Source organism: Pseudomonas sp. TE6283, assembly GCF_054060555.1.
Genome location: NZ_JBSSDH010000006.1, coordinates 63,240 through 86,952 on the forward strand (window position 1 = coordinate 63,240; position 23,713 = coordinate 86,952).

At 66.1% G+C, this 23,713-nt stretch carries 18 protein-coding genes and 1 other RNA gene; 6 read left to right on the forward strand and 13 right to left on the reverse strand.

Translation table 11 applies throughout. The features are described 5' to 3' along the window. Positions 1-96 precede the first annotated feature (96 nt). From recR to dnaX, 3 genes are all read right to left on the reverse strand, one after another. Complete coding sequence (recR, locus tag ACVWZ5_RS10660; protein ID WP_028692866.1) at positions 97-699, reverse strand: recombination mediator RecR; 603 nt, start codon at positions 697-699, stop codon at positions 97-99. Between the two features lie 90 nt (positions 700-789). Beyond that, the gene (locus tag ACVWZ5_RS10665; RefSeq protein WP_028692865.1) at positions 790-1,125 is read right to left on the reverse strand and encodes a YbaB/EbfC family nucleoid-associated protein; all 336 of its coding nucleotides are present in this window, start codon (positions 1,123-1,125) and stop codon (positions 790-792) included. 64 nt (positions 1,126-1,189) lie between these two features. Next, a complete protein-coding gene (gene dnaX, locus ACVWZ5_RS10670) occupies positions 1,190-3,256 on the reverse strand; it encodes a DNA polymerase III subunit gamma/tau (protein WP_062574688.1) in 2,067 nt (688 codons plus the stop codon). A 131-nt stretch (positions 3,257-3,387) separates the two neighbouring features. On the opposite strand from dnaX, the gene ACVWZ5_RS10675 reads away from it, so the two are divergent. Then, a complete protein-coding gene (locus ACVWZ5_RS10675) occupies positions 3,388-4,194 on the forward strand; it encodes a substrate-binding periplasmic protein (RefSeq protein WP_084942225.1) in 807 nt (268 codons plus the stop codon). Here the strand turns inward: ACVWZ5_RS10675 and ACVWZ5_RS10680 are convergent. After that, positions 4,155-4,649 (reverse strand): DUF2938 family protein, encoded by a 495-nt coding sequence (locus ACVWZ5_RS10680; RefSeq protein WP_062575757.1) that lies wholly within the window; start codon positions 4,647-4,649, stop codon positions 4,155-4,157. The genes ACVWZ5_RS10675 and ACVWZ5_RS10680 overlap by 40 nt on opposite strands. 84 nt (positions 4,650-4,733) lie before the next feature. On the opposite strand from ACVWZ5_RS10680, the gene ACVWZ5_RS10685 reads away from it, so the two are divergent. Beyond that, positions 4,734-5,138, forward strand: a complete 405-nt coding sequence (locus ACVWZ5_RS10685; protein WP_062574690.1) for a helix-turn-helix domain-containing protein — start codon at positions 4,734-4,736, stop codon at positions 5,136-5,138. Positions 5,139-5,168: 30 nt separating this feature from the next. Here ACVWZ5_RS10685 and ACVWZ5_RS10690 read toward each other — a convergent pair whose 3' ends face one another. The 7 genes from ACVWZ5_RS10690 to ACVWZ5_RS10720 all read right to left on the reverse strand — a co-directional run bounded on the left by ACVWZ5_RS10690 (position 5,169) and on the right by ACVWZ5_RS10720 (position 15,674). Next, positions 5,169-7,118: a hypothetical protein gene (locus tag ACVWZ5_RS10690; protein WP_062574691.1), complete on the reverse strand. Its 1,950-nt coding sequence runs from the start codon at positions 7,116-7,118 to the stop codon at positions 5,169-5,171. Positions 7,119-7,141: 23 nt separating this feature from the next. Continuing rightward, entirely contained in the window at positions 7,142-7,537 is a 396-nt protein-coding gene (locus ACVWZ5_RS10695) for a hypothetical protein (protein WP_062574692.1), read from the reverse strand. A 162-nt stretch (positions 7,538-7,699) separates the two neighbouring features. Further along, an RNA gene (ffs, locus tag ACVWZ5_RS10700) (signal recognition particle sRNA small type) lies at positions 7,700-7,796 on the reverse strand. A gap of 187 nt (positions 7,797-7,983) precedes the next feature. Beyond that, on the reverse strand, positions 7,984-10,326 hold the full coding sequence (gene ligA, locus ACVWZ5_RS10705) for an NAD-dependent DNA ligase LigA (protein ID WP_062574693.1): 2,343 nt from the start codon (positions 10,324-10,326) through the stop codon (positions 7,984-7,986). Positions 10,327-10,426: 100 nt separating this feature from the next. Then, positions 10,427-11,317 carry a cell division protein ZipA gene (zipA, locus tag ACVWZ5_RS10710; protein ID WP_084942227.1) on the reverse strand — a complete coding sequence of 297 codons (891 nt, stop codon included), beginning with the start codon at positions 11,315-11,317 and terminating at the stop codon, positions 10,427-10,429. Positions 11,318-11,522: 205 nt separating this feature from the next. Continuing rightward, positions 11,523-15,011 (reverse strand): chromosome segregation protein SMC, encoded by a 3,489-nt coding sequence (gene smc, locus ACVWZ5_RS10715; protein ID WP_062574695.1) that lies wholly within the window; start codon positions 15,009-15,011, stop codon positions 11,523-11,525. Positions 15,012-15,014: 3 nt separating this feature from the next. After that, positions 15,015-15,674 carry a GntR family transcriptional regulator gene (locus tag ACVWZ5_RS10720; RefSeq protein WP_062574696.1) on the reverse strand — a complete coding sequence of 220 codons (660 nt, stop codon included), beginning with the start codon at positions 15,672-15,674 and terminating at the stop codon, positions 15,015-15,017. 272 nt (positions 15,675-15,946) lie between these two features. On the opposite strand from ACVWZ5_RS10720, the gene xdhA reads away from it, so the two are divergent. From xdhA to guaD, 4 genes are all read left to right on the forward strand, one after another. After that, positions 15,947-17,401 (forward strand): xanthine dehydrogenase small subunit, encoded by a 1,455-nt coding sequence (gene xdhA / locus ACVWZ5_RS10725; protein WP_062574697.1) that lies wholly within the window; start codon positions 15,947-15,949, stop codon positions 17,399-17,401. Further along, positions 17,394-19,793: a xanthine dehydrogenase molybdopterin binding subunit gene (gene xdhB / locus ACVWZ5_RS10730; protein ID WP_062574698.1), complete on the forward strand. Its 2,400-nt coding sequence runs from the start codon at positions 17,394-17,396 to the stop codon at positions 19,791-19,793. Before xdhA ends, xdhB begins: the two co-directional genes overlap by 8 nt. Before the next feature lie 64 nt (positions 19,794-19,857). Beyond that, positions 19,858-20,703 (forward strand): xanthine dehydrogenase accessory protein XdhC, encoded by an 846-nt coding sequence (xdhC, locus tag ACVWZ5_RS10735; protein ID WP_050706593.1) that lies wholly within the window; start codon positions 19,858-19,860, stop codon positions 20,701-20,703. 10 nt (positions 20,704-20,713) lie between these two features. Next, positions 20,714-22,018: a guanine deaminase gene (guaD, locus tag ACVWZ5_RS10740; protein ID WP_457340599.1), complete on the forward strand. Its 1,305-nt coding sequence runs from the start codon at positions 20,714-20,716 to the stop codon at positions 22,016-22,018. On the opposite strand, the gene aqpZ is transcribed toward guaD, so the two are convergent. Together aqpZ and ACVWZ5_RS10750 are read right to left on the reverse strand one after the other, a co-directional pair. Continuing rightward, entirely contained in the window at positions 22,015-22,713 is a 699-nt protein-coding gene (gene aqpZ / locus ACVWZ5_RS10745) for an aquaporin Z (RefSeq protein ID WP_062362537.1), read from the reverse strand. The two genes, guaD and aqpZ, sit on opposite strands and share 4 nt — an antisense overlap. 149 nt (positions 22,714-22,862) lie before the next feature. Beyond that, the gene (locus ACVWZ5_RS10750; protein WP_028692849.1) at positions 22,863-23,618 is read right to left on the reverse strand and encodes a GntR family transcriptional regulator; all 756 of its coding nucleotides are present in this window, start codon (positions 23,616-23,618) and stop codon (positions 22,863-22,865) included. Positions 23,619-23,713: the final 95 nt, after the last annotated feature.

Genomic DNA, 23,713 nt, shown 5'->3' on the forward strand with positions numbered 1-23,713 from the left:
CGCATCGGCGCACCGTCGCTCCCACGAGATCGACACGGATCGGCGTGGGAGCGGCGGTGCGCCGATGCGACTTGCCCCGCGATGCTTTACATGGACTTACAGCGAAATCGGCCTGCGCCCCGCGAAAGCATGGGCCAGCGTCCCGCCGTCCACCAGCTCCAGCTCCCCACCCAACGGCACGCCATGGGCAATGCGCGTGGCGGCCAGGCCCTTCTCGGCCAGCAGCTGGGCGATGTAGTGGGCAGTCGCCTCCCCTTCCACCGTGGGGTTGGTGGCCAGGATCACCTCGCTGAAGGTGCCCTGCTCTTCGATCCGCGCCATCAACTGCGGAATGCCTATCGCCTCCGGCCCCAGGCCATCGAGCGGCGACAGGTGCCCCTTGAGCACGAAGTAGCGGCCGCGATAACCGGTCTGCTCCACCGCGTACACGTCCATTGGCCCTTCCACCACGCACAGCTGGCTGTCGTCGCGGCGCGGATCGGCGCACTGCGGGCACAGCTCCTGCTCGGTCAGGGTCCGGCACTGGCGGCAGTGGCCGACGCCTTCCATGGCCTGGCTCAGGGCCTGGGCCAGGCGCGTGCCACCGCTGCGGTCGCGCTCGAGCAGCTGCAAGGCCATGCGCTGGGCGGTTTTCTGGCCAACGCCGGGCAGGATGCGCAGGGCGTCGATCAGTTGGCGGATCAAGGGGCTGAAGCTCATCTCGGCGGGCCGTCCAATTTCAGGAAACACAATGAACAAGGGAGCAACGTCCCGCAGGTCGTTGCTCCCCGGTGTGAAGCGATCAGCCGATCAGAACGGCATCTTGAAACCAGGCGGCAGTTGCATGCCGGCGGTCATGCTGCCCATCTTGTCCTGGCTGTTCTGCTCGATCTTGCGCACGGCGTCGTTCAGCGCGGCGGCGATCAGGTCCTCGAGCACTTCCTTGTCGTCCTCGTCGGTCGACATCAGGCTCTGGTCGATGCTGACGCGCTTGACGTCGTGGCGACCGGTCATCACCACGCTGACCAGGCCGCCGCCGGACTGGCCGGTGACTTCCGCGTTGGCCAGCTCTTCCTGCATCTTCTGCATCTTTTCCTGCATCTGCTGGGCCTGCTTCATCAGGCCGGCCATGCCACCTTTCATCATGGGGGTATACCTCGATTGGGTCATGTGATGCGGCCCCGCACAGGCGGGCCGCATGGTTATCCGTTCATTGGCCCTGGCTGGCCAGGGCGTCTACAGGCTCAATAGTATCCTGCCTGACCGTCGCGCCGAACTGCCGGATCATCTGCTGGATGAGCGGATCCTGCTCGATCGATACGACGGCGTCATGCTGGCGCTCGGCGCGCTTGCGCGAGGCGGCCTGGGCCGGCGTTTCCTGCTCGGGGCGAATCAACTCGATCTTCAGGCGGATCTCGCGGCCCAGCTGTTGGTTGAGCGCCTCGTTCAGCCGGCGCTGCTGGGTCGAGTTGAACAGCGCGCCCTGCCCCGGGTCCAGGTGCAGCAGCCAGTCATCGCCATCAGCGGCGATCAGCGTACAGTTTGCGGCGATGTTGCCTGTCATACCGGAGACAGGCAACTGTGGGAATAATTCCAGCCATTGCAGGGCCAGCCCGGTCGCCGGCATGGCCGCCGGCAGCGGCTCCGGCGCCTGGACGGGCGCCTCTTCCTGCACGTGCTCGGCCAGCTCGTCCAGGTAGCTGAAGCCGGCCGGGTCGCTGTCGGGCGTGTAGTAGTCCTCGTCCGCCGGCGGCTCGTCGTCCCGCTCCATGCCCGCTGGGCTGTAGGCCGACGGATCGAACGGCGGCTCGTCGTAGTCCGGCTGCGGGTTGGCGGCTTCGACCGCAGGTGCAGGCTCGGGCGGCTGCCCGGGTGCAACCGGCGCCGGCGCGGCAACGGGCTCCTCCCACGGCAGGTCGATGACCTCCTCGACGGGCTGCGGCTGTGGCTCGGGCTCTGGTTCCGATTGCGGCGCCTCGACAACCTCGGCAACGACCGGCACTTCGACGACTGGCGGCTCGGGCTGCTCGGGTGGCTCAGCCACGGGCACCGACGCGACCGCTTCAGCGACAGGGCTGGCGGCAGCGGGCGGCGCCACGGCCACAGCCGCCGCTGCCACCGGTTGGGCCGGATCAGCTGTGGCCTGGCTGATCCCCACCGGCTTTAGTAGCGGCTTCGGCGCATCGTCGGCGTCGGCCGGTCGGAACGCCAGCATGCGCAGCAGGACCATCTCGAAGCCGCCACGCGGATCCGGCGCCAGCGGCAGGTCGCGACGACCGATCAGGCCCATCTGGTAATAGAACTGCACATCCTCGGCCGGCAGGGCCTGGGCCAGCGCCAGCACGCGCTCACGGTCGCCCTGGCCGTTGTCGACCGCCTCGGGCAACGCCTGGGCGATGGCCACCCGGTGCAACACATTGAGCATTTCCGACAGCACGCCGTTCCAGTCCGGCCCTTGTTCGGCCAGATCGCGCACCGCCTCCAGCAATGCCCGGGCATCGCCTTCGAGCAACGCCTGCAGCACCCCGTACACCTGGCCATGGTCGAGCGTACCGAGCATCGCCCGCACATCGGCGGCCAGCACCTTGCCTTCGCCAAAGGCGATAGCCTGGTCGGTCAGGCTCATGGCATCGCGCATCGAGCCATCGGCGGCGCGGCCGAGCAGCCACAGGGCATCTTCCTCGAACGGCACGTTCTCGGCGCCCAGCACATGGGTCAGGTGCTCGACCACCCGTTCCGGGCTCATGTTCTTCAGCGAGAACTGCAGGCAGCGCGACAGGATGGTCGCCGGCAGCTTTTGCGGGTCGGTGGTGGCGAGGATGAACTTGACGTAGGGCGGCGGCTCTTCCAGCGTCTTCAACAAGGCGTTGAACGAGTGGGTGGAGAGCATGTGCACTTCGTCGATCAGGTAGACCTTGAAGCGCCCGCGGCTCGGCGCGTACTGCACGTTGTCGAGCAGTTCGCGGGTGTCCTCGACCTTGGTGCGACTGGCGGCGTCGATCTCGATCAGGTCAACGAAACGGCCTTCGTCGATCTCCCTGCACACCGAACAGGTGCCGCACGGCGTGGAGGTGATGCCGGTCTCACAGTTCAGGCACTTGGCGATGATCCGCGCGATGGTGGTCTTGCCCACGCCCCGGGTACCGGTGAACAGGTAGGCGTGGTGCAGGCGCTGGTTGTCCAGGGCGTTGATCAAAGCCTTGAGCACATGGGTCTGGCCGACCATTTCGCGGAACGAGCGCGGACGCCATTTACGTGCAAGAACCTGATAACTCATCAAAAAACCATCGTGACCGGAGCGGGCGGAAAGAGCGCTAATGCTAGCGGAGCGGGGCCGAAATTGCACCCTGCCGATCTCGTCTAAGCTCATTGGCGGGCACACCAGCGGCAGATCAGGGAGGATGAGGCGTGCGGCGAGTCCTGGCCATCCTGTTACTGTGGACCACCCACGGCCTGGCGCAACCGCCGGTGCTGCGCTTTTCCGTCGCCGAGAGCTGGAGCATGCCGTTGATGCGCACCGAAGACCAGCAACCGGTGGAAGGCATCCTGTTCGAGCTGATGCAGGCCATTGCCCGGGAGACCGATGCCCGCCCGCAATACCACGTGATGGCCCGCCTGCGCCTGCAGGAGGCGATGCAGGCCGGCGAAATCGACGTGCGCTGCTATGTCTCCACCCAGTGGCTGACCGACCGGCCGGGCGACTACCTGTGGAGCATCCCCATCATCGAGCAGCGCGACCTGCTGATCGGCCGCCCCGGCCACAGCGGCCCCACCCGCCCGGAAACGCTGCCGCCGCAAGCCATCGGCACCGTGCTCGGCTACACCTATCCCACCCTGGAGCCCCTGTTCAGCCAGGGCCGCCTGCAGCGAGAGGACAGCCGCAACCAGCTACTGGCCCTGCAGAAGCTCGAGGCCGGACGCTTTCGTCACGCGATCAGCAACCAGCTGTCATTGCAGTGGTACAACCGCTCACTGCCACCGGGGCAGCGCCTGCAAGCCTTGGCCGTGCTGGAAGAGCAAGCGCTGGGCTGCATGGTGCGCAACGATCCCCAACTGCCGACCCAAGGTGTGCTCAGGGCGCTGGTGCGGATCAAGGAGTCCGGGGAGATGCAGCGAATCGTCGAGCGGTATACCGATGATCGCCAGACCCGCCGGTTCGCCGATGACGAAGGGCCTCAAATACCTGCTGCCACGACACCCAGCGCCGCCAGGTAGAGGCCGATCCCGAACACGCAATGCGTCACCAGGCTGCGCAGACAACTCTTCAAGGGCGATGGCGTATTCGCAGCGAAGTACCCTGCACCCAATGCAGGCTGCACCACCACCAGCGGCACCAGCACCGAGACCACCCCGAACAGCAACGCGGGCCACAGGAACGGCGCCAGCAACCACCCCTCCCCGGCAATTGCCACCAGCAGCGCCGCAAACACCAGCCCCGTGGCATAGTGGAGCAACCAGCCCCATGCCAGTTCACCCCTGACCGGCGCTGCCTTGCCGATCGCCACATGCCGCCAGCGCCCCGCGAACAGGTGGCCCGCCCAGCGCCCGACCATCGCGTAGTTCAGCGTGGTGACGCCCAGGCGCCTGAGCAGCAGGGTCCACAGGTCCATGACCAGGGTAGCGCCGATGCCGATAAGCAAAATGGAAAATGCGAGAGAAGAAGCGCTCATGACGAAAGCCCTTGGCAGATTGACGGAAAGGTCGATGCCAAGCAGCATGCAAGTTGAAGTCAACTTCAAGTCAAGGGAGCTAAGATGGACATCGCCGATGTCGCCAGGCGCACCGGAGTGCCGGCGTCGACCTTGCGTTACTACGCGAACAAGGGCTTGCTCACATCGCTCGCCGGCCATGGCCAACGGCGGCAATTCCCGGCGGATACGCCAGAACGCCTGGCCCTGATCGCCCTGGGCCAGGCGGCAGGCTTTTCCCTGGACGAAGTGGCGGCGATGCTGGATGAGCAACGGGTTGACCGAGCGCTGCTGCTGGCCAAGGCCGATGAGATCGAGCGGAGGATCAAGCGCCTGCAGGCGATGAGCAAAGGGCTGCGGCATGCGGCAGTGTGCCCCGAGGAGAACCACCTGCAATGCCCGACCTTTCGGCGGCTGATGCAAGTGTCGGCCAGCAAGGGCAAGCGTGGGAGTCGCCCTGTCCCGCGATAAGGCCCGCCAGACCAAAGTACGACAGCGGGCTCAGTAGCCGTGCAACTCGCGGAACGGCTGGCCCTTGTGGTAGTTGATCCACTCTTCCACGTCATAGGGCAGGTACAACTGCCGACGCGCCCGCGACAGGGCGATGTACACCGCGCAGATCCGCGCATCGAAGGCGTAGGCGTCCTTGAAGCGCTGGGTGGTCATCAGCTCCGGCGTCAACAGCACCTGATCGAACTCCAGCCCACCGGCCTCCTCGGCCATCAACAGCGTGAGGCTGGCAGGCTGCGCGGCGACCCGCGCGTCCAGGCCGGTCAGGTCGGCAAGCTTGAAACCCGCCTCCAGCCGCGCCTCGACCCACTGGAACGCGGCATCGAAACGCTCGGACTCGCGCACCTGCTGCCAGTCGAGCAGGTGCGCGAAGTACGCATGCGGCCCTTCGGCGTCCTGTCCCGGTGCATAGAACGCCGCCCTGAACAGGCCAATCGCGGTGACCATGAACCGTCGCATGTCAGGCCAGTCGGGGAAGTTCAGCAGGCAGTTGGACTCGGCCATCTCCATGGCCCAGCGCATCGTGTCCCAGCGCGAGGCGGTCAGCACCACGCAGCCCTCGGGCGGGACGAACCCTTCGGGGAAGTGCTCGATGCCGACATCGACATGCCGCGCCGCCTCGAACGCGACCTTGGACTTCTTCGAGTGCACACCGATCAACGGGTTGATCAGCCGTTCCACCTTGGGCCCGGAGCGCACGGCGAAGGCCATGTCCTTCTGGCGCACCTGACGCTCGCGCCTGACCACCTCGCCGGAGGCCTTCTGGTACTCGTCGCCCAGGGTGATCAGCACCTGGCGGCCACGCTCGATAACCTGCAGCAGCGAGGCCGGCACGTCCTGGCTCTCGTCGATGATCACGTGGCTGAAACGCGCGGGCACGCTGCAGCCACCCAGGCTGGCGCGCTTGAGCAGCAGCAACGCCTCGAACCCGGTCTGCGCGCCCCAGGTCGGCTGCGCCTCCAGGTAACGCCACAGGCGGCTGGCGTACTCGAGCAGCACCTGGGCATCGAGGCCGGACAGCGCCTGGCGAAAATGCGGCAGGTGGCGGCTGGACAGGCTGTAGTCCCGCGACTCGCAATAGTTGCGCAGCACTTCCAGGCAGATATCCAGGGCGTGCTCGGCGTCGTACTGGCGCAGCCCGACGATCCCCAGCTCTTCGGCCAGCCGGCGCTTGCCGGGACCGCGCTGCGCCGTCCGGGCGGGAACCGGCCGGGTGTCCTTGAGCAGGGCCCGGGCGAACTGGCCAAAGGTCATGCCGACCTTGGCCTGGGCATCCAGCCCCATGCGTCGACGCAAGGTACCGAGCTTGGCCGGCGTGCGCGCCAGGGCCAGCACCCGGCCACGGGGCAGGCATTCCATCAGCGCGCCGAGCAGGTAGCTCTTGCCGATCCCGGCGTAGCCCTGCACATGGATGTCCTCGTCGAGGTTGGCCTGGATGACCTTGAGCAGCTTGTCCTGCTCGACGGTCAGCCAACGCTCGCTGTCGAAGCCGGTGGTCACCCGCTGGCTGAACGGGTTGTCACTGTGGTGCAGGCGGATACGGTAGTCAAAATCCCACTTGCCGTCCGCCAGCAGGTACTCCCGCGCCCGAACCTGTTCGGCATCGAGCAGGCGCAGCTTGGAGCCCTTGATCACCTCGAGACCAAAATAGAGCTTGCGCGCATCGAACAGCCGACGGGCCTCGGACAGCAAGCCCACGCCAGGCGAGTGCGCGCCATCGACCGCCCATGCCAACAGCTTGCCGAGCACCTTTTCCGCCGCCCGCGCATCGACCTGGCCCTGTGCCTGGGCCAGGTTCTGGATCACCAGTACGGCCGCCAGCTCCGGCTCGCCCAGGGCGTCAAGCGCAGGCGCGCCCTCGGCCTGCAGCAAGGCCTGGCACACCTCTGCGCTGACCGGCAGGTACACCGGATGGGAAAAGTCGAAGTGTTCGGGCTGCATGTCGGTATGGGTCCGGGGATCACTCAAGGTTTGTCGGATTCAGCGGCCTGACCCACCACCAGTTCGAAGCGGTAGGCCCCCAACGACCCCGACATGTCGCCGGGATAGCTGACACCCGCCCGCGGTGCCTCGAGGACGCCATCGAGCTCATGCAGCGCCAGTTCCAGCAGCTTGCGCAAGTCGCGCACCGACTGCGCCGACACCTGCACCTGCAGCTCGAAGGCCGCCGCATCAGCCGTTACTGCCACCGGCACGACCGCTGCCTCGAGGATGCGCTCGTGCTCTTCTTCCATCTGGTCGAGCACCTGCGACAGCTCCAGCACACGCTCGGGGCTGGCGGCCATCTGGTCCTTGATTTCCAGGCGGCGCAGCTGCCACTCGCGGATCTTCTGGCGGGTGAGGTCGTCGACATGTTCCACGGTCGTTATCTCCTGGCCGAATGGCCAACACGATGGGATGCATGATAAGGCGCTGCGCGGGATCGTGCAGGCGGAAAACAGTGCGAGGGTGTAAAGAAACGCGTCTGCTGGACGACGCCTGACAGGTACGCCGGAAAATTCCTGCGCCCAAAATGGAGGCGGCCCCACCAGCCACACCCCGGCACTCGATGTTCCCGCTATGGCTGCTCCCTTCCGGGCCTGACCAGGTTAACGGGTAATCAATGCGGGGGGACCGATGGGGCCACCACGACGGCTCGTCAGCTGACGAGCCGCGCCATTGTACAGCGCCGGGGCGAAGTTACAACCTTTGATCGTGAAAAAGCCATCATTTCTCAAGGACTTGTGGAAAATCTATCGCGGGGCAAGCCCGCGCCCACGCCTCATCACCCGCGGGAGCGGGCTTGCCCCGCGAAAGGCAAGCGGGTTCAGACGCCGATACCACGCTCCGCCAGGAAGCCCACGAACGCCTCCTCGTCCATCACCTCAACGCCCAGCTCGGCGGCCTTGGCCAGCTTGGAGCCGGCGCCGGGCCCGGCGACCACGCAGTGGGTCTTGCCGGACACGGAGCCCGCCACCTTGGCCCCCAGGCTTTCCAGCTTCTCCTTGGCGATATCACGGCTCATGCGTTCCAGGGTGCCGGTCAGCACCCAGGTCTGCCCGGCCAGCGGCAAGCCCTCGGCGGACTTCTTCTCGCACGACCAGTGCATGCCGAAGTCCAGCAACTGGGCCTCGATGGCACGGGCCAGTTGCTGGTTGGCCTCGACCTTGAAGAACTCGCGCACACCTTCGGCCTGCTTGGTGTTCAGGGCCTGGCGCAAGTCGATGCCATCGGCGGCGATGATCTTGTCCAGCGTGCCCAACTTGTCTACCAGCTTCTCGGCGCCGGTCGGGCCGACCGAGGGGATGTCGAGCTTGGCCAGCATTCCGGCCAGCGTGGTGCTGGCAGCGAACTCGGCGCCCAGCTCACCCTCGTCCTGCAACTGCATGCCGCAGGCCAGCAACTGCGCGATGACTTCGCGGTTGTGCGCGTCCTCGAAGAAGTTGTGGATCTCGTGGGCAACTTCCAGGCCGATGTCCGGCAGGTAGGTCAGTACCTGCGGCAACGCCACCTGCACTCGCGCCAGGCTGCCCAGGGACCGGGCCAGGACCTTGGCGGTCTCCTCGCCGACATCGGGGATGCCCAGCGCATAGATGAAGCGCGCCAGGCTCGGACGCTTGCTCGCCTCGATGGCAGCCAGCAGCTTGTTGCTCGACACCTCGGCAAAGCCTTCCAGCGCCACCACCTGGTCGAAGGTCAGGTGGTAGAGATCGGCCGGCGAGCGGATCAGGTTCTCGTCGACCAACTGCTCGACGCTCTTCTCGCCCAGGCCGTCGATGTCCATGGCCCGACGCGACACGTAGTGGATGATCGCCTGCTTGAGCTGGGCGGCGCAGCTCAGGCGCCCCACGCAACGGTACACCGCGCCTTCGCTGGTGGTTTCCTTGCCCTTGCTGCGCTTGACCAGCTGGGTGCGCTCGACCTGCGAGCCGCACACCGGGCACTGCGTGGGCACCTCGACCGGCCGGGCGTCCTGCGGACGGCGGTCGAGCACCACCTGCATCACCTGCGGGATCACATCGCCGGCGCGGCGGATGATCACCGTGTCGCCGATGCGCAGGCCCAGCCGGGCGATCTCATCCATGTTGTGCAGGGTGGCGTTGGACACCGTCACGCCGGCCACCTTGACCGGCTTGAGCCGCGCCACCGGGGTCACCGCGCCGGTGCGCCCGACCTGGAACTCGACGTCGAGCACCTCGGTGAGCTCCTCCATGGCCGGGAACTTGTGGGCGATCGCCCAGCGCGGCTCACGGGCGCGGAAGCCCAGTTCACGCTGGGAGGCCAGGCTGTTGACCTTGAACACCACGCCATCGATTTCGTAGGGCAGGCCGTTGCGGCGGGCGCCGATGTCGCGGTAGTAGGCCAGGCACTCCTCGATGCCGGCGGCATGGCGCAGCTCGCGGCTGATGGGCAGCCCCCAGGTCTTGAGTTTCTCGAGGATGCCGATATGGCTGTCGCCAAAGGCCTCGGACACCTGGCCGACACCGTAGCAACAGAACTCCAGCGGGCGGCTGGCGGTGATCTTCGAGTCCAGTTGGCGCAGGCTGCCGGCCGCAGCGTTGCGCGGGTTGGCGAAAGTCTTGCCGCCGGCTTCGGCCTGGGCGGCGTTGAGCCGGTCAAAACCCGCCTTGCTCATGTACACTTCGCCACGCACTTCCAGCACCGCCGGCCAGCCCTCGCCCTGCAGCTTGAGCGGGATGTTGCGCACGGTGCGCACGTTGGCGCTGATGTCCTCGCCGGTGGTGCCGTCGCCGCGGGTGGCGCCCTGCACCAGCTGGCCATCACGGTACAGCAGGCTCACCGCCAGGCCGTCGAGCTTCGGCTCGCAGCTGTAGTCCACCGCCGCCTGTTCGCCGCCCGGCAGGTCCAGCCCCTCCACCACACGGCGACCGAAATCGCGCAGGTCGTCTTCCTCGAAGGCGTTGCCCAGGCTGAGCATGGGCACTTCGTGACGGACCTGGCTGAACGCCGCCAACGCCGCGCCACCAACGCGCTGGGTCGGAGAGTCCGGGGTCACCAGGTGCGGGTGCTCGGCCTCCAGCGCCTTGAGCTCGTTGAACAGGCGGTCGTATTCGGCATCGGGCACGCTGGGTTCGTCGAGCACGTAGTAGCGGTAGTTGTGCTGGTCGAGTTCGGCGCGCAGGGCATGGATTCGGGATTCGGCGTTCATGTGTCGTCTTCTCTTGCAAAGCAAAAGAGCAGCCCCAGGCTGCTCTTTTGCTTGTGTCAGTGCGGCGCGGATCGAGGCTGGATCCGCCCGCTCGTAAACATCAGCGTTTCTGGGTCAGGGCGCGGCGCTCGAACTCGACGATGCGCTGGCGATAGTGCTCGATGGTCTGGGCAGTCAGCACGCTGCGCTGGTCGTCCTTGAGTTCACCGTTGAGCTCGTGGGCCAGCTTGCGCGCGGCAGCCACCATCACGTCGAAGGCCTGCTTGGGATGGCGCGGGCCGGGCAGCCCGAGGAAGAAGCTCACCGCACGGGTACTGAAGTGGTCGATGTCGTCCAGGTCGAACACGCCGGGCTTGACCGCGTTGGCCATGGAGAACAGCACTTCACCGTGGCCAGCCATGCTCTCGTGACGGTGGAAGATATCCATCTCGCCGAAGCGCAGGCCGCTTTCGAGGATGTTCTGCAGCAGTGCCGGACCCTTGAAGCCACTCTCGTCACGGGAAATGACGCTGATCACCAGCACTTCCTCGGCCGGTGGCAGCTCCTTGGCCGGCGTGCTCGGCGCGGTAAAGCCGTTGGCGCGGGTGTTGTCGGCGGCGAAATCGTCGTCGCCACCCTCGAACAGGTCGGGCTCGCGAGGCTCGGCGGCCAGGTTCAGGTCACCCTGCTGCGGCTCGCTGTGGTTGCGCTTGCCGCGCTTGGCCTTGGCCGGCCTGGGTTCGCGCTCGCGCTCCCGTTCGCGCGCAGGCGCGCTCACCGACGGCAGGTCGGACTCGTCCAGCTCGGGCTCTTTGTGGGTTTCCAGCACACGCGCAGGGCCGAGCACCTCGGCGCTGCCGCTGTCGTCGTCCGGGGCGTTGGCGTAGCTACGGTCCAGACGGAACTTCAACTTGCCCTTGCCGCCGCGCATGCGGCGCCAGCCGTCGAAAAGAATACCGGCGATGACAATGATGCCGATGACGATCAGCCACTCGCGCAGACCGATTTCCATGTAATCCCGTGCCTCTATAAAAAATATGCTTGAAAACAAAGGCTTCAAAGGCCTTTAACACGTGGCGCCAACTCTATGTTCTGACAGGCGTTTTACCCACGCAAAAAACAAGTGACATTAAGCTAGCACGACCAAAGGCAACTTTACACCGTCTGTCGCGTCTGCTGAGGCTTTTGCCTACATGTTCACACCCTTTCTTTACCCCTTACGCATCGACCATGGCCATAGCTTCTTCCACATCAACTGCTACAAGACGTGAACAGCCTGGCTCGTGCATGGTCACCCCCATCAACTGGTCGGCCATTTCCATGGCGATCTTGTTGTGGGTGATGTAGATGAACTGCACGGTCTCGCTCATTTCCTTGACCAGGCGGGCATACCGCCCGACGTTGGCATCGTCCAGCGGTGCATCGACCTCGTCGAGCATGCAGAACGGTGCTGGGTTCAGCTTGAAGATGGCGAACACCAGGGCCAGGGCCGTCAGTGCCTTCTCGCCGCCGGACAGCAGATGGATGGTGCTGTTCTTCTTGCCGGGCGGGCGCGCCATGATCGTCACCCCTGTATCGAGTAGATCTTCGCCCGTCAGTTCCAGATAAGCGCTGCCGCCACCGAAAACTTTTGGGAAAAGTGCCTGTAATCCAGCATTTATCTGATCAAAGGTATCCTTGAAGCGGTTGCGGGTTTCCTTGTCGATCTTGCGGATGACGTTTTCCAGGGTCTCCAGCGCCTCGACCAGGTCGGCGTCCTGGGCGTCCAGGTAACGCTTGCGTTCGGACTGCTGTTCGTATTCCTCGATGGCCGCCAGGTTGATCGCGCCCAGGCGCTGGATACGCGCCTCGAGCTGCTCCAGGGCCTGCTCGGTGCCCTGCTCGCTGGCGTCGGCCTCGAGCGTGGCGAGCACGCCCTGAAGATCGTAGCCGTCGGCGAGCAATTGTTCCTGCAAGGTCTTGCGCCGCACATCCAACCCCTGGGACTCCAGGCGCTGCTGCTCCAGCTGGCCGCGCAGCAGTTGCGACTGCTGCTCGGCCTGGGTACGGCGCCGCTCGGCATCGCGCAGCTCGCGATCGGCCTCATCCATGTGCAGGCGCGCCTGACGCATTTCCTCGTCGACGCTCATGCGTCGTTCCAGCAGTTCCTCGAGCTTGAGGCGCAATTCTTCCAGCGGTGCCTCGCCCTCCTCCAGGTTCAGGTTCAACTGCTCCTGACGCTCGCTCAAGCGCGCGGCCTGCTGCTCCAGGCGTTCAAGCGCCTGGCGGGTCGAGTCGTGCTGGGCGCGCAGCGAGCCCAGGCGCACGGCCAGCTGGTGGGCATGGTCCTTGTGCTGGCGGGCCTCCTGACGGATGCGGTCAAGGCCTTCGCGCAGGGTGTCGCGGCGCGCCATCAGCAGCTCGCGCTGTTCGGTATCCTGGGCCATCAGTTCCAGGGCTTCCTGCAGCAACAGGCGCGCCTCGCCCAGTTGCTCATGCTCCAGGGCACGCTGCTCCTGCAGCTCGGCCAGTTCTTCCTGCAGGCGGCGGCGACGCAGCTCCAGCTGTTCGGCACGGGCACGGCCGGCGGACAGGCGCGCCTTGAGCTCGCCATGCTGGCGGCTTTCGTCCTGGCTGCGACGGCGCAGTTGCTCGCGCTGCTCTTCCAGATCGAGCTGCTGCTCGCGCAGGCGTTGCAGCTGCTCATCGAGCTGCTCGAGCAAGGCCTCCTGTTCCAACTGCTCCCGGCCCAGGCGCTCGATCTCCTGGCCACGGGCCAGCACGCCACCTTGGGCCTCGCCCCCTCGGCTGACCCGCAGGAAATGCCGCCCGACCCAATAGCCGTCGCGGCTGACCAGGCTCTGCCCGGCGCCCAGCGAGGCCCGCCGGGCCAGGGCCTGTTCCAGGGTGTCCACCGGCATGACCTGGCCCAGCCAGGGCGACAGGTCGACGCTTCCTTCGACCTTGTCGAGCAGGCTGCCGGCGACGATCGTGCCCTCTCCCCCCGCCATCAGCAGGCGCAGTTCGCCCTGTTCCAGTGCGGCGAATTCCAGGCCGCTGAAGTCATCCAGCAGCACCGCCTGCAGGTCGGCGCCCAGCACCGTTTCCACCGCCAGCTCCCAGCCGGGCTCGACCCGCAGCCCCTCGGCCAGCCGCGGGCACTGCTCCAGGCCCTGGGTGCGCAGCCAGTCGGCGGCCCCTACACCCGGCTCCAGTGCGGCCTGCTGCAAGGCTTCGAGGGACGCCAGGCGTCCGCCCAGGCGCTGCAGGTCACCCTGCTGCTGTTGCTGCGCCTGGCTGGCCTGCTGCATCTGTTCGCGCAACGTTTCCAGTTGCTCGACCACCTGTTGCTCCTGCAACTGGAGGTCTTCGAGCAGCAACTCGCTGCCGGCCAGCTGTTCGCCCAGGTCGCTGGTCTCGGTATCCTGCGTATCCTCGCCGAGCTGGTCACGCTCTTCACCCAGCTTGCGCTGGCGCTCGGCCAGGCGCTCCAGGCTGGCCTCCAGCTGCGCCAGGCGCGCCTGCTGCACTTCGGCCTGGCGGCGCGGTTCGGCGGAACGGGTGTTGAAGCTGTCCCACTGCTCCTGCCAGCCGTGCATGCCCAGCTCGGCCTCCTCCAGGGTCGCGGCGGCCTCTTCGGCCGAGGCCAGGGTCAGCTCCTGCTCGGGCTCGAGCATCGCCAGCTCTTCACCGAGGGTCGCCAGCAAGGTGCGGTCGTGCCCCAGGTGCGATTCGGTTTCCAGGCGGCTGCGTTCGGCCTCCTTGAGGTCGTCCTGCAACTGGCGCAGGCGCTGCTGGCCGTGCTGGATGCTCTGCTCGACCCGGGCGATATCGCCGGCCACCGAATAAAAGCGGCCCTGCACCTGGTTGAAGCGTTCGGACAGCTCATGATGGCCGTCGCGCAGGCGCTCGATGCTGGCATCGGCATTGCGCTGCTCGGCCACAAGGGCCTCGAAGGCGATCTCCTGGTCGCCGATGACCGTCTCGCGCTGGCGCACCCGCTGGTCCAGGTCGCGCCAGCGCAGGGCCGCCAGGCGCGCCTTGAGCTGGCGTTCCTCGGCCTTGTACTCGCGGTACTTCTCGGCGGCCTGGGCCTGGCGGTGCAGGCGCTCGAGCTGGCGTTCCAGCTCTTCGCGCAGGTCGGTCAGGCGCGCCAGGTTCTCCTGGGTGCGGCGGATGCGGTTCTCGGTCTCGCGGCGGCGCTCCTTGTACTTGGAGATGCCTGCCGCCTCCTCGATGAAGTTGCGCAGCTCCTCGGGCTTGGCCTCGATCAGCTTGGAGATCATGCCCTGCTCGATGATCGAATAGCTGCGCGGCCCCAGGCCCGTGCCGAGAAAGATATCGGTGATATCACGGCGCCGGCACTTGGTGCCGTTGAGGTAATAGGTGTTCTGCCCGTCGCGGGTGACCTTGCGGCGGATCGAGATCTCGGCGTAGGCGGCGTACTCACCGACCAGGGAGTTGTCGCTGTTGTCGAATACCAGCTCGATGCTGGCCTGGCTGACCGGCTTGCGGCTGGTGGAGCCGTTGAAGATGACATCGGTCATCGACTCGCCACGCAGGTTCTTGGCCGAGCTTTCGCCCATCACCCAGCGCACCGCGTCGATGATATTGGACTTGCCGCAGCCATTGGGGCCGACCACGGCCGCCATGTTGCTGGGAAAGTTGACCGTGGTCGGGTCGACGAAGGACTTGAACCCGGCCAGGCGGATGCACTTCAGGCGCATCGATCAGACCCGCGCCAGCGCCGCCAGCACCAGTTCGCAACTGCGCTGGCAATAGGCGGTGAGCACCTCGCGGATGCGCGGCAGGTCGCGGGCGACCACGGCTTCGAGCAGGCGGGCGAACAGCTCCAGGTAATCGACCATGTTGGCCTGGCGCTGGTCCAGGGCCAGGTAGTAGGCGCGGCTCATCGCCGGCTGCAGGTTCTCGACGGTTTCCTGCAGGTACGGGTTGTTGGCGAACGGATAGGCGGCGCGCATCACCGCGAAGCTGTCGGCGACGAAGGCCTTGATGTCCTTGGCGGCATGGGCCTGCTTGAGGCGCTGCTGGATGTCCAGGAACGGGCGCAGGTCGCTGTCACTGCGCCAATGCTGGGCAACGGCGTTGCCCAGCAGGATGTAGAACTCGCCCATCAGGGTGCACAGGCTGCGCACGCTGTTGTCGTCCAGCTCGGTCACATGGGCCCCGCGGCGCGGCAGGATCGCCACCAGATGGCGGCGTTCGAGGATAAGCAGCGCCTCGCGCACCGAGCCACGGCTGACGTTGAGGGCCTGGGTGACCTTCTGCTCCTGGATGCGCTCGCCAGGTGCGAGTTCGCCGCGGATGATCCGCTCGGCCAGGTAGTGGGCAATTTGCTCGGAGAGGCTGTCCGGCGCCTTGAACGTCATGGTTTTCCTTCGCGATCTGGGTAGCTGTGCACAAGGGCGCGATTGTAGCGCACTTGTCCCGTGCCCGCGCAGCGGCGCGACGCGCTTTGTGCGACTGGCGGGTCAACTTTCCCACTCGGCGCGAACTATGCTTGGAGAAAGGCTCGATGAAGCGGTTCGGACGGCTTCCGGGCAAAATCTTGACCTTTGGGTCAGAAAATTATTGACCTCAGGGTCAAGCGTTGCTTAGAGTCCGCCCGAACAACAATAAAACCATTGCGAGGCCCTCCCCCGTGATCCAGTTTCTCGTCAACCAGGAGCTGCGCAGCGAGCACGCCCTGGACCCGAACATGACGGTGCTGCAGTACCTGCGCGAGCACCTGGGCAAACCCGGCACCAAGGAAGGCTGCGCCAGCGGCGACTGCGGTGCCTGCACCGTGGTCGTCGGCGAACTCGTCCAGGACGACCAGGGCAGCGACAGCATCCGCTACCGCAGCCTCAACTCATGCCTGACGTTCGTGTCCTCCCTGCACGGCAAGCAGCTGATCAGCGTCGAGGGTCTCAAGCACCAGGGCGAACTGCACAGCGTGCAGAAAGCCATGGCCGACTGCCATGGTTCGCAGTGCGGCTTCTGCACCCCCGGTTTCGTCATGTCGCTGTTCGCCCTGCAGAAGAACAGCGAAGGCCACGACATGCACCAGGCCCAGGAGGCCCTGGCCGGCAACCTGTGCCGCTGCACCGGCTACCGGCCGATCCTCGCCGCCGCCGAGCAGAGCTGCGCCCAACCCTGTCGCGACCAGTTCGACGCCCAGCAGGCGCAGACCATCGCCCGTCTCAAGGCCATCGCCCCGCAACAGACCGGCGAGCTCAACAGCGGCGACAAGCGCTGCCTGGTGCCGCTGACCGTGGCCGACCTGGCCGACCTCTATAGTTCGCACCCCGAGGCGCGCCTGCTGGCCGGCGGCACCGACCTGGCGCTGGAGGTCACCCAGTTCCACCGCACCCTGCCGGTGATGATCTACGTCGGCCATGTCGCCGAGCTCAAGCGCATCGACAAGACCGCCACCCACCTGGAGATCGGCGCCGCCACCCCGCTGACCGACTGCTACACCGCGCTCAACCAGGAATACCCCGACTTCGGCGACCTGCTGCACCGCTTCGCCTCGCTGCAGATCCGCAACCAGGGCACCCTGGGCGGCAACATCGGCAACGCCTCGCCGATCGGCGACTCGCCGCCCCTGCTGATCGCCCTGGACGCGCAGATCGTCCTGCGCCAGGGCGAGCGCCAGCGCACCCTGGCCCTGGAAGACTACTTCATCGACTACCGCATCACCGCGCGCCAGGACAGCGAGTTCATCGAGAAGATCATCGTGCCGCGCGCCAGCAATGACTGGGCGTTCCGCGCCTATAAAGTGTCCAAGCGCCTGGACGACGATATCTCCGCCGTGTGCGCGGCGTTCAACCTGAGCATCGAGAACGGCGTGGTCAGCGGCGTGCGCATCGCCTTCGGCGGCATGGCGGCGATCCCCAAACGCGCCCGCGCCTGCGAGGCCGCGCTGCGCGGCAAGCCATGGAACCAGGCCAGCATCGAGCGTGCCTGCCAGGCCCTGGCCGAGGACTTCACCCCGCTCAGCGACTTCCGCGCCAGCCGCGAGTACCGCCTGCTGACCGCGCAGAACCTGCTGCGCAAGTACTTCATCGAACTGCAAACGCCGCACATCGAAACCCGGGTGACCGCCTATGTCTAACCATCACGCCGTCAAGAGCCAGGCCGAGATGGCCGCACTGTTCAGCCAGGACCTGACCACCGGGGTCGGCCGCAGCCTCAAGCACGACAGCGCCGACAAGCATGTGGCGGGCGAGGCGGTGTACATCGACGACCGCCTGGAATTCCCCAACCAGCTGCACGTCTATGCGCGCACCGCGGATCGCGCCCATGCGCGCATCCTGCGCATCGACACCACGCCCTGCTACCAGTTCGAAGGCGTGCGCATCGCCATCACCCACGAGGACATTCCGGGGCTCAAGGACATCGGCCCGGTGGTGGCCGGCGACCCGCTGCTGGCCATCGACAAGGTCGAGTTCTTCGGCCAGCCGGTGCTCGCCGTGGCCGCCCGCGACCTGGACACCGCCCGCCGCGCGGCGATGGCGGCGATCGTCGAATACGAAGACCTGGAACCGGTGCTCGATGTAGTCGAGGCGCTGCGCAAGAAACACTTCGTGCTCGACAGCCACACCCACAAGCGCGGCGATTCGGACGCGGCCCTGGCCAGCGCCCCGCACCGCATCCAGGGCAGCCTGCACATCGGCGGCCAGGAGCACTTCTACCTGGAAACCCAGATCAGCTCGGTGATGCCCAGCGAGGACGGCGGCATGATCGTGTACTGCTCCACGCAGAACCCCACCGAGGTGCAGAAGCTGGTCGCCGAGGTGCTCGACGTGCCGATGCACAAGATCGTCGTCGACATGCGCCGCATGGGCGGCGGCTTCGGCGGCAAGGAAACCCAGGCCGCCAGCCCCGCCTGCCTGTGCGCGGTGATCGCGCGCCTGACCGGCCAGCCGACCAAGATGCGCCTGCCCCGTGTCGAAGACATGATGATGACCGGCAAGCGCCATCCGTTCTACGTCGAGTACGACGTCGGCTTCGACGACAGCGGCCGCCTGCACGGCATCAACTTCGACCTGGCCGGCAACTGCGGCTACTCGCCGGATCTTTCCGGCTCGATCGTCGACCGCGCCATGTTCCACTCCGACAACGCCTACTACCTGGGCGACGCCACGGTGCACGGCCACCGCTGCAAGACCAACACCGCCTCCAATACCGCCTACCGCGGCTTCGGCGGCCCGCAAGGGATGGTCGCCATCGAGCAGGTGATGGACCATATCGCCCGCCACCTGGCGCTGGACCCGCTGGCGGTGCGCAAGGCCAACTACTACGGCAAGACCGAGCGCAACGTCACCCACTACTACCAGACCGTCGAGCACAACATGCTCGAGGAGATGACCGCCGAGATCGAGGCGAGCAGCGACTACCACGAGCGCCGCGAATCGATCCGTCGCTTCAATGCCAACAGCCCGGTACTGAAAAAGGGCCTGGCGCTGACCCCGGTGAAGTTCGGCATCTCGTTCACCGCCACCTTCCTCAACCAGGCCGGTGCCTTGATCCACATCTACACCGACGGCAGCATCCACCTCAACCACGGCGGCACCGAGATGGGCCAGGGCCTGAACACCAAGGTTGCCCAGGTGGTGGCCCAGGTGTTCCAGGTCGACTTCAACCGTATCCAGATCACTGCCACCAACACCGACAAGGTACCCAACACCTCGCCGACGGCGGCTTCCAGCGGCGCGGACCTGAACGGCAAGGCGGCGCAGAACGCCGCCGAAATCCTCAAGAAGCGCCTGACCGAGTTCGCCGCCCGGCACTACAGCGTCACCGAGGAAGATGTCGAGTTCCGCAACGGCCATGTACGCGTGCGCGACCAGATCGTCAGCTTCGAGCAACTGGTGCAGCAGGCCTACTTCGCCCAGGTGTCGCTGTCGACCACCGGTTTCTACCGCACGCCGAAGATCTTCTACGACCGCGCCCAGGCCCGCGGCCGGCCATTTTACTACTACGCCTTCGGCGCGGCGTGCGTGGAGGTAATCGTCGACACCCTGACCGGCGAGTACAAGATGCTGCGCGCCGACATCCTGCACGACGTCGGTGACTCGCTGAACCCGGCCATCGATATCGGCCAGGTCGAAGGCGGCTTCGTCCAGGGCATGGGCTGGCTGACCACCGAGGAGCTGGTGTGGAACGCCAAGGGCAAGCTGATGACCAACGGCCCGGCCAGCTACAAGATCCCGGCGGTGGCCGACATGCCGATCGACATGCGCGTCAAGCTGGTGGAGAACCGCAAGAACCCCGAGGACACGGTGTTCCATTCCAAGGCCGTGGGCGAGCCGCCGTTCATGCTCGGCATCGCCGCCTGGTGCGCGATCAAGGACGCAGTGGCGAGCATCGCCGACTACCGTGTACAGCCCGAGATCGACGCACCGTCGACGCCGGAGCGGGTGTTGTGGGGCTGCGAGCAGATGCGCAAGGCGGTGGCCGCGGCTCAGCCTGCCGAACAGCAACTGGAACCCATGACGCACTGACGCCGCGCTCCCTGTAGGCGCGACCTTGCGTTGCGCCCACAGGGGACCGAGGAGGACTGAAGACATGCACCAATGGATCAACGCCCTCGCCGACCATCAAGCCCGCGGCGAACCCTGCGTCCTGGTGACCATCATCGAGGAACGCGGCTCCACGCCGCGCAACGCCGGCTCGAAAATGGTGGTCAGTGCCAGCGCGTTGTACGACACCATCGGCGGCGGCCACCTGGAATTCAAGGCCCTGCACATCGCCCGGCAGATGCTCGAGGAACATCGCAGCACCCCGCATCTGGAGCGCTTCAGCCTTGGCGCGAGCCTCGGCCAGTGCTGCGGCGGCGCCACCGTGCTGCTGTTCGAGCCGATGACCGGTGTGCAGGCCGAGATCGCCGTGTTCGGCGCGGGCCATGTCGGTCGCGCTCTGGTACCCTTGCTCGCCGCGCTGCCCTGCCGTGTGCGCTGGATCGACTCGCGCGAGCAGGAGTTCCCCGACGTCATCCCCAACGGGGTGAGCCGGATCGTCAGCGAAGAGCCGGTCGACGAAGTCGCCGACCTGCCCGCCGGCAGCTACTGCATCGTCATGACCCACAATCACCAGCTGGACCTGGAACTGACCGCCGCGATCCTCAAGCGCAACGATTTCACCTGGTTCGGCCTGATCGGCTCGAAGACCAAGCGCGTCAAGTTCGAGCACCGCCTGCGCGAGCGCGGTTTCGACGACGCCCTGATGGCGCGAATGCGCTGCCCGATGGGCCTGGCCGAGGTCAAGGGCAAGCTGCCGATCGAGATCGCCGTGTCCATAGCCGCCGAGATCATTGCCACCTACAACGCCTGTTTCGGCCAGCACGACGCTGCCGCCAACTCAGGCCCCATCGCCCAGTTGCTGCCGTCCTCGCGACGCAGCCAGACCCTTTGACGAGAGCCCCATGAGCGCAACCCGCAAAGCCTACCGAGCCGCCATCCTGCACAGCATCGCCGACCCCGCCGAGGTCGGCCTGGAGGCGTCCTGCGAATACTATGAAGACGGCCTGCTGGTGGTCGACAACGGCCGCATCAGCGCCCTGGGCCACGCCAGCGAGCTGCTGCCGACCCTCGACGCCGATATTCCGGTGCAGCACTACCAGGACGCCCTGATCACCCCGGGCTTCATCGACACCCACATCCACTTCCCGCAGACCGGCATGATCGGCTCCTACGGCGAGCAACTGCTGGACTGGCTGAACACCTACACCTTCCCCTGCGAGAAGCAGTTCGCCGACAAGGCCCACGCCGACCAGGTGGCGAAGATCTTCCTCAAGGAACTGCTGCGCAACGGCACCACCACCGCCCTGGTGTTCGGCAGCGTGCATCCGGAGTCGGTCAATGCCCTGTTCGAGGAGGCCGAGCGCCTTGACCTGCGCATGATCGCCGGCAAGGTGATGATGGACCGCAACGCCCCCGACTACCTGACCGACACCGCCGAATCCAGCTACCGCGACAGCAAGGCGTTGATCGAACGCTGGCACGGCAAGGGCCGCCTGCACTACGCGGTCACCCCACGCTTCGCGCCGACCAGCACGCCGGAGCAGCTGAGCGTGGCCGGCCAGTTGCTCAAGGAGCACCCGGGCGTGTACATGCACACCCACCTGTCGGAGAACCTCAAGGAGATCGACTGGGTCAAGTCGCTGTTCCCCGAGCAGAAAGGCTACCTGGACGTCTATGACCACTTCGAGCTGCTCGGCGAGCGCTCGGTGTTCGCCCACGGCGTCCACCTGTGCGACGACGAATGCCAGCGCCTGGCCGAGACCGGCTCGGCCATCGCCTTCTGCCCGACCTCCAACCTGTTCCTGGGCAGCGGCCTGTTCAACCTGCCCCAGGCCGAGCGTTTCAAGGTCAACGTGGGCTTGGGCACCGACGTCGGCGCCGGCACCAGTTTCTCGCTGCTCAATACCTTGAACGAGGCATACAAGGTGATGCAGTTGCAAGGCGCGCGCCTGCACCCGTACAAGTCGCTGTACCTGGCCACCCTCGGCGGCGCCCGCGCCCTGCGCCTGGACGACCGCATCGGCAGCCTGCACCCGGGCAATGACGCCGACTTCGTGGTGCTCGACTACAAGGCCACGCCGCTGCTGGACTACCGTCTGCAGCAGTCGAAGAACATCGAGGAGACCTTGTTCGTGCTCACCACCCTGGGCGACGACCGCACCGTACGCGAGACCTACGCCGCCGGGCGTTGCGTGCACCAGCGCTAAGGCTTTTTCGCCAGGCCTCGATAGAGCGCACCGCCGATCGCCGCGCCGATCAGCGGTGCCACCCAGAACAGCCACAGCTGCTGGACGGCCCAGCCACCGACGAACAACGCCGGCCCCGTGCTGCGCGCCGGGTTCACCGAGGTGTTGGTTACCGGGATCGAGATCAGGTGGATCAGGGTCAGCGCCAGGCCGATGGCGATCGGCGCGAACCCCGCCGGCGCCCGGGCATCGGTGGCGCCCATGATGATCACCAGGAACATCGCGGTCATCACCACCTCACTGGCAAAGCCTGCCGCCAAGGTGTACCCGCCGGGCGAGTGCTCGCCGTAGCCGTTTGAAGCCAACCCATTGGCCAGCTCGAAACCGGCCTTGCCGCTGGCGATGAAGTAGATCACCGCCGCGGCGAGGATCGCGCCGATCACCTGGGCGATCACATAGGGCAGTAATTCCTTGGCCGGGAAGCGCCCGCCCACCACCAGGCCGAAGGAGACGGCGGGGTTGAGGTGACAACCGGAGATATGACCGATGGCGAAGGCCATGGTCAGGACAGTCAGGCCGAAGGCGAAGGCGACACCGAGGACACCGATGCCGACCGGAGAGCTTGCAGCCAGCACCGCGCTGCCACACCCGCCAAGTACCAACCAGAACGTGCCGACCAGCTCGGCACCCATGCGCACACCCAGGGACGAACTCATGGAGCATTCCTCAAGTAATTGGACGCAACGACTGCGCAAGCCCAACTGCCTGATGAAGGTTTGCTGAAGAGAAATCTAGCAGACCTTTGGCCGGTGGCCAGAAACGACCAGGGGCCGCAAAGCGGCCCCTGGTTCATGCAGGCAAACGATCAACCCTTGGCGGTGGCCTTGGGCTTTTTCAGCAGGTGCGAGAACACCGCGTGCAGATCGTCCGAGGCGCTCTCCTCGTCGAGGTTGAGCTTGCTGTCGATATGATCCATGTGGTGCATCATCAGGCTCACCGCCTGTTCGGCGTCACGGGCCTCGATGGCGTCGATCAGTTGCATGTGCTCGTCGTACGAACAGTGCGAGCGGTTGCCGCTTTCGTACTGGGCGATGATCAGCGAGGTCTGCGACACCAGGCTGCGCTGGAAGCTCACCAGCGGCGCATTGCCTGCGGCCTCGGCCAGCTTGAGGTGGAACTCGCCGGACAGGCGGATACCGGCGCCGCGGTCGCCGCGGGAGAAGCTGTCGCGCTCCTCGCGGACCATCTGGCGCAGTTCGTTGAGCTGCTCGGCGGTGGCGTGCTGCACGGCCAGTTCGGTGATGGCGCGCTCGACCATGCGCCGAGAGAAGAACACCTGGCGCGCCTCTTCCACCGTCGGGCTGGCCACCACCGCGCCGCGGTTCGGCCGCAGCAGCACCACGCTTTCATGGGCCAGGCGCGACAGGGCGCGGCGGATGATGGTGCGGCTGACGCCGAAGATTTCGCCCAGTGCTTCCTCGCTCAACTTGGTGCCCGGGGCCAGGCGCTGCTCGAGGATCGCCTCGAAGATGTGCGCGTAGACGATGTCGTCCTGGGTACCGCTGCGGCCGGCCTTGCCGGTACGCGCAGGTTTTTTCAGAGGTTGCAGCTGTTCGTTCATGGGCGCTCGAGCACAAGGGATCTGCCAGTCGGACCGTGACTGTAATGCCCGTCGACGGGGGGATGGCAAGTCCGGAAAGAAGATAATGGGCCAAG

Coding starts and splice junctions, on each gene's coding strand:
- ACVWZ5_RS10685 (WP_062574690.1), top strand. CDS start 4,734: ATGGACATCGCCGATGTCGCCAGGCGCACCGGAGTGCCGGCGTCGACC.
- zipA (WP_084942227.1), bottom strand. CDS start 11,317: ATGGAAATCGGTCTGCGCGAGTGGCTGATCGTCATCGGCATCATTGTC.
- guaD (WP_457340599.1), top strand. CDS start 20,714: ATGAGCGCAACCCGCAAAGCCTACCGAGCCGCCATCCTGCACAGCATC.
- xdhB (WP_062574698.1), top strand. CDS start 17,394: ATGTCTAACCATCACGCCGTCAAGAGCCAGGCCGAGATGGCCGCACTG.
- ACVWZ5_RS10750 (WP_028692849.1), bottom strand. CDS start 23,618: ATGAACGAACAGCTGCAACCTCTGAAAAAACCTGCGCGTACCGGCAAG.
- recR (WP_028692866.1), bottom strand. CDS start 699: ATGAGCTTCAGCCCCTTGATCCGCCAACTGATCGACGCCCTGCGCATC.
- dnaX (WP_062574688.1), bottom strand. CDS start 3,256: ATGAGTTATCAGGTTCTTGCACGTAAATGGCGTCCGCGCTCGTTCCGC.
- ACVWZ5_RS10680 (WP_062575757.1), bottom strand. CDS start 4,649: ATGAGCGCTTCTTCTCTCGCATTTTCCATTTTGCTTATCGGCATCGGC.
- ligA (WP_062574693.1), bottom strand. CDS start 10,326: ATGAACGCCGAATCCCGAATCCATGCCCTGCGCGCCGAACTCGACCAG.
- ACVWZ5_RS10690 (WP_062574691.1), bottom strand. CDS start 7,118: ATGCAGCCCGAACACTTCGACTTTTCCCATCCGGTGTACCTGCCGGTC.
- ACVWZ5_RS10665 (WP_028692865.1), bottom strand. CDS start 1,125: ATGATGAAAGGTGGCATGGCCGGCCTGATGAAGCAGGCCCAGCAGATG.
- aqpZ (WP_062362537.1), bottom strand. CDS start 22,713: ATGAGTTCGTCCCTGGGTGTGCGCATGGGTGCCGAGCTGGTCGGCACG.
- xdhC (WP_050706593.1), top strand. CDS start 19,858: ATGCACCAATGGATCAACGCCCTCGCCGACCATCAAGCCCGCGGCGAA.
- ACVWZ5_RS10720 (WP_062574696.1), bottom strand. CDS start 15,674: ATGACGTTCAAGGCGCCGGACAGCCTCTCCGAGCAAATTGCCCACTAC.
- smc (WP_062574695.1), bottom strand. CDS start 15,011: ATGCGCCTGAAGTGCATCCGCCTGGCCGGGTTCAAGTCCTTCGTCGAC.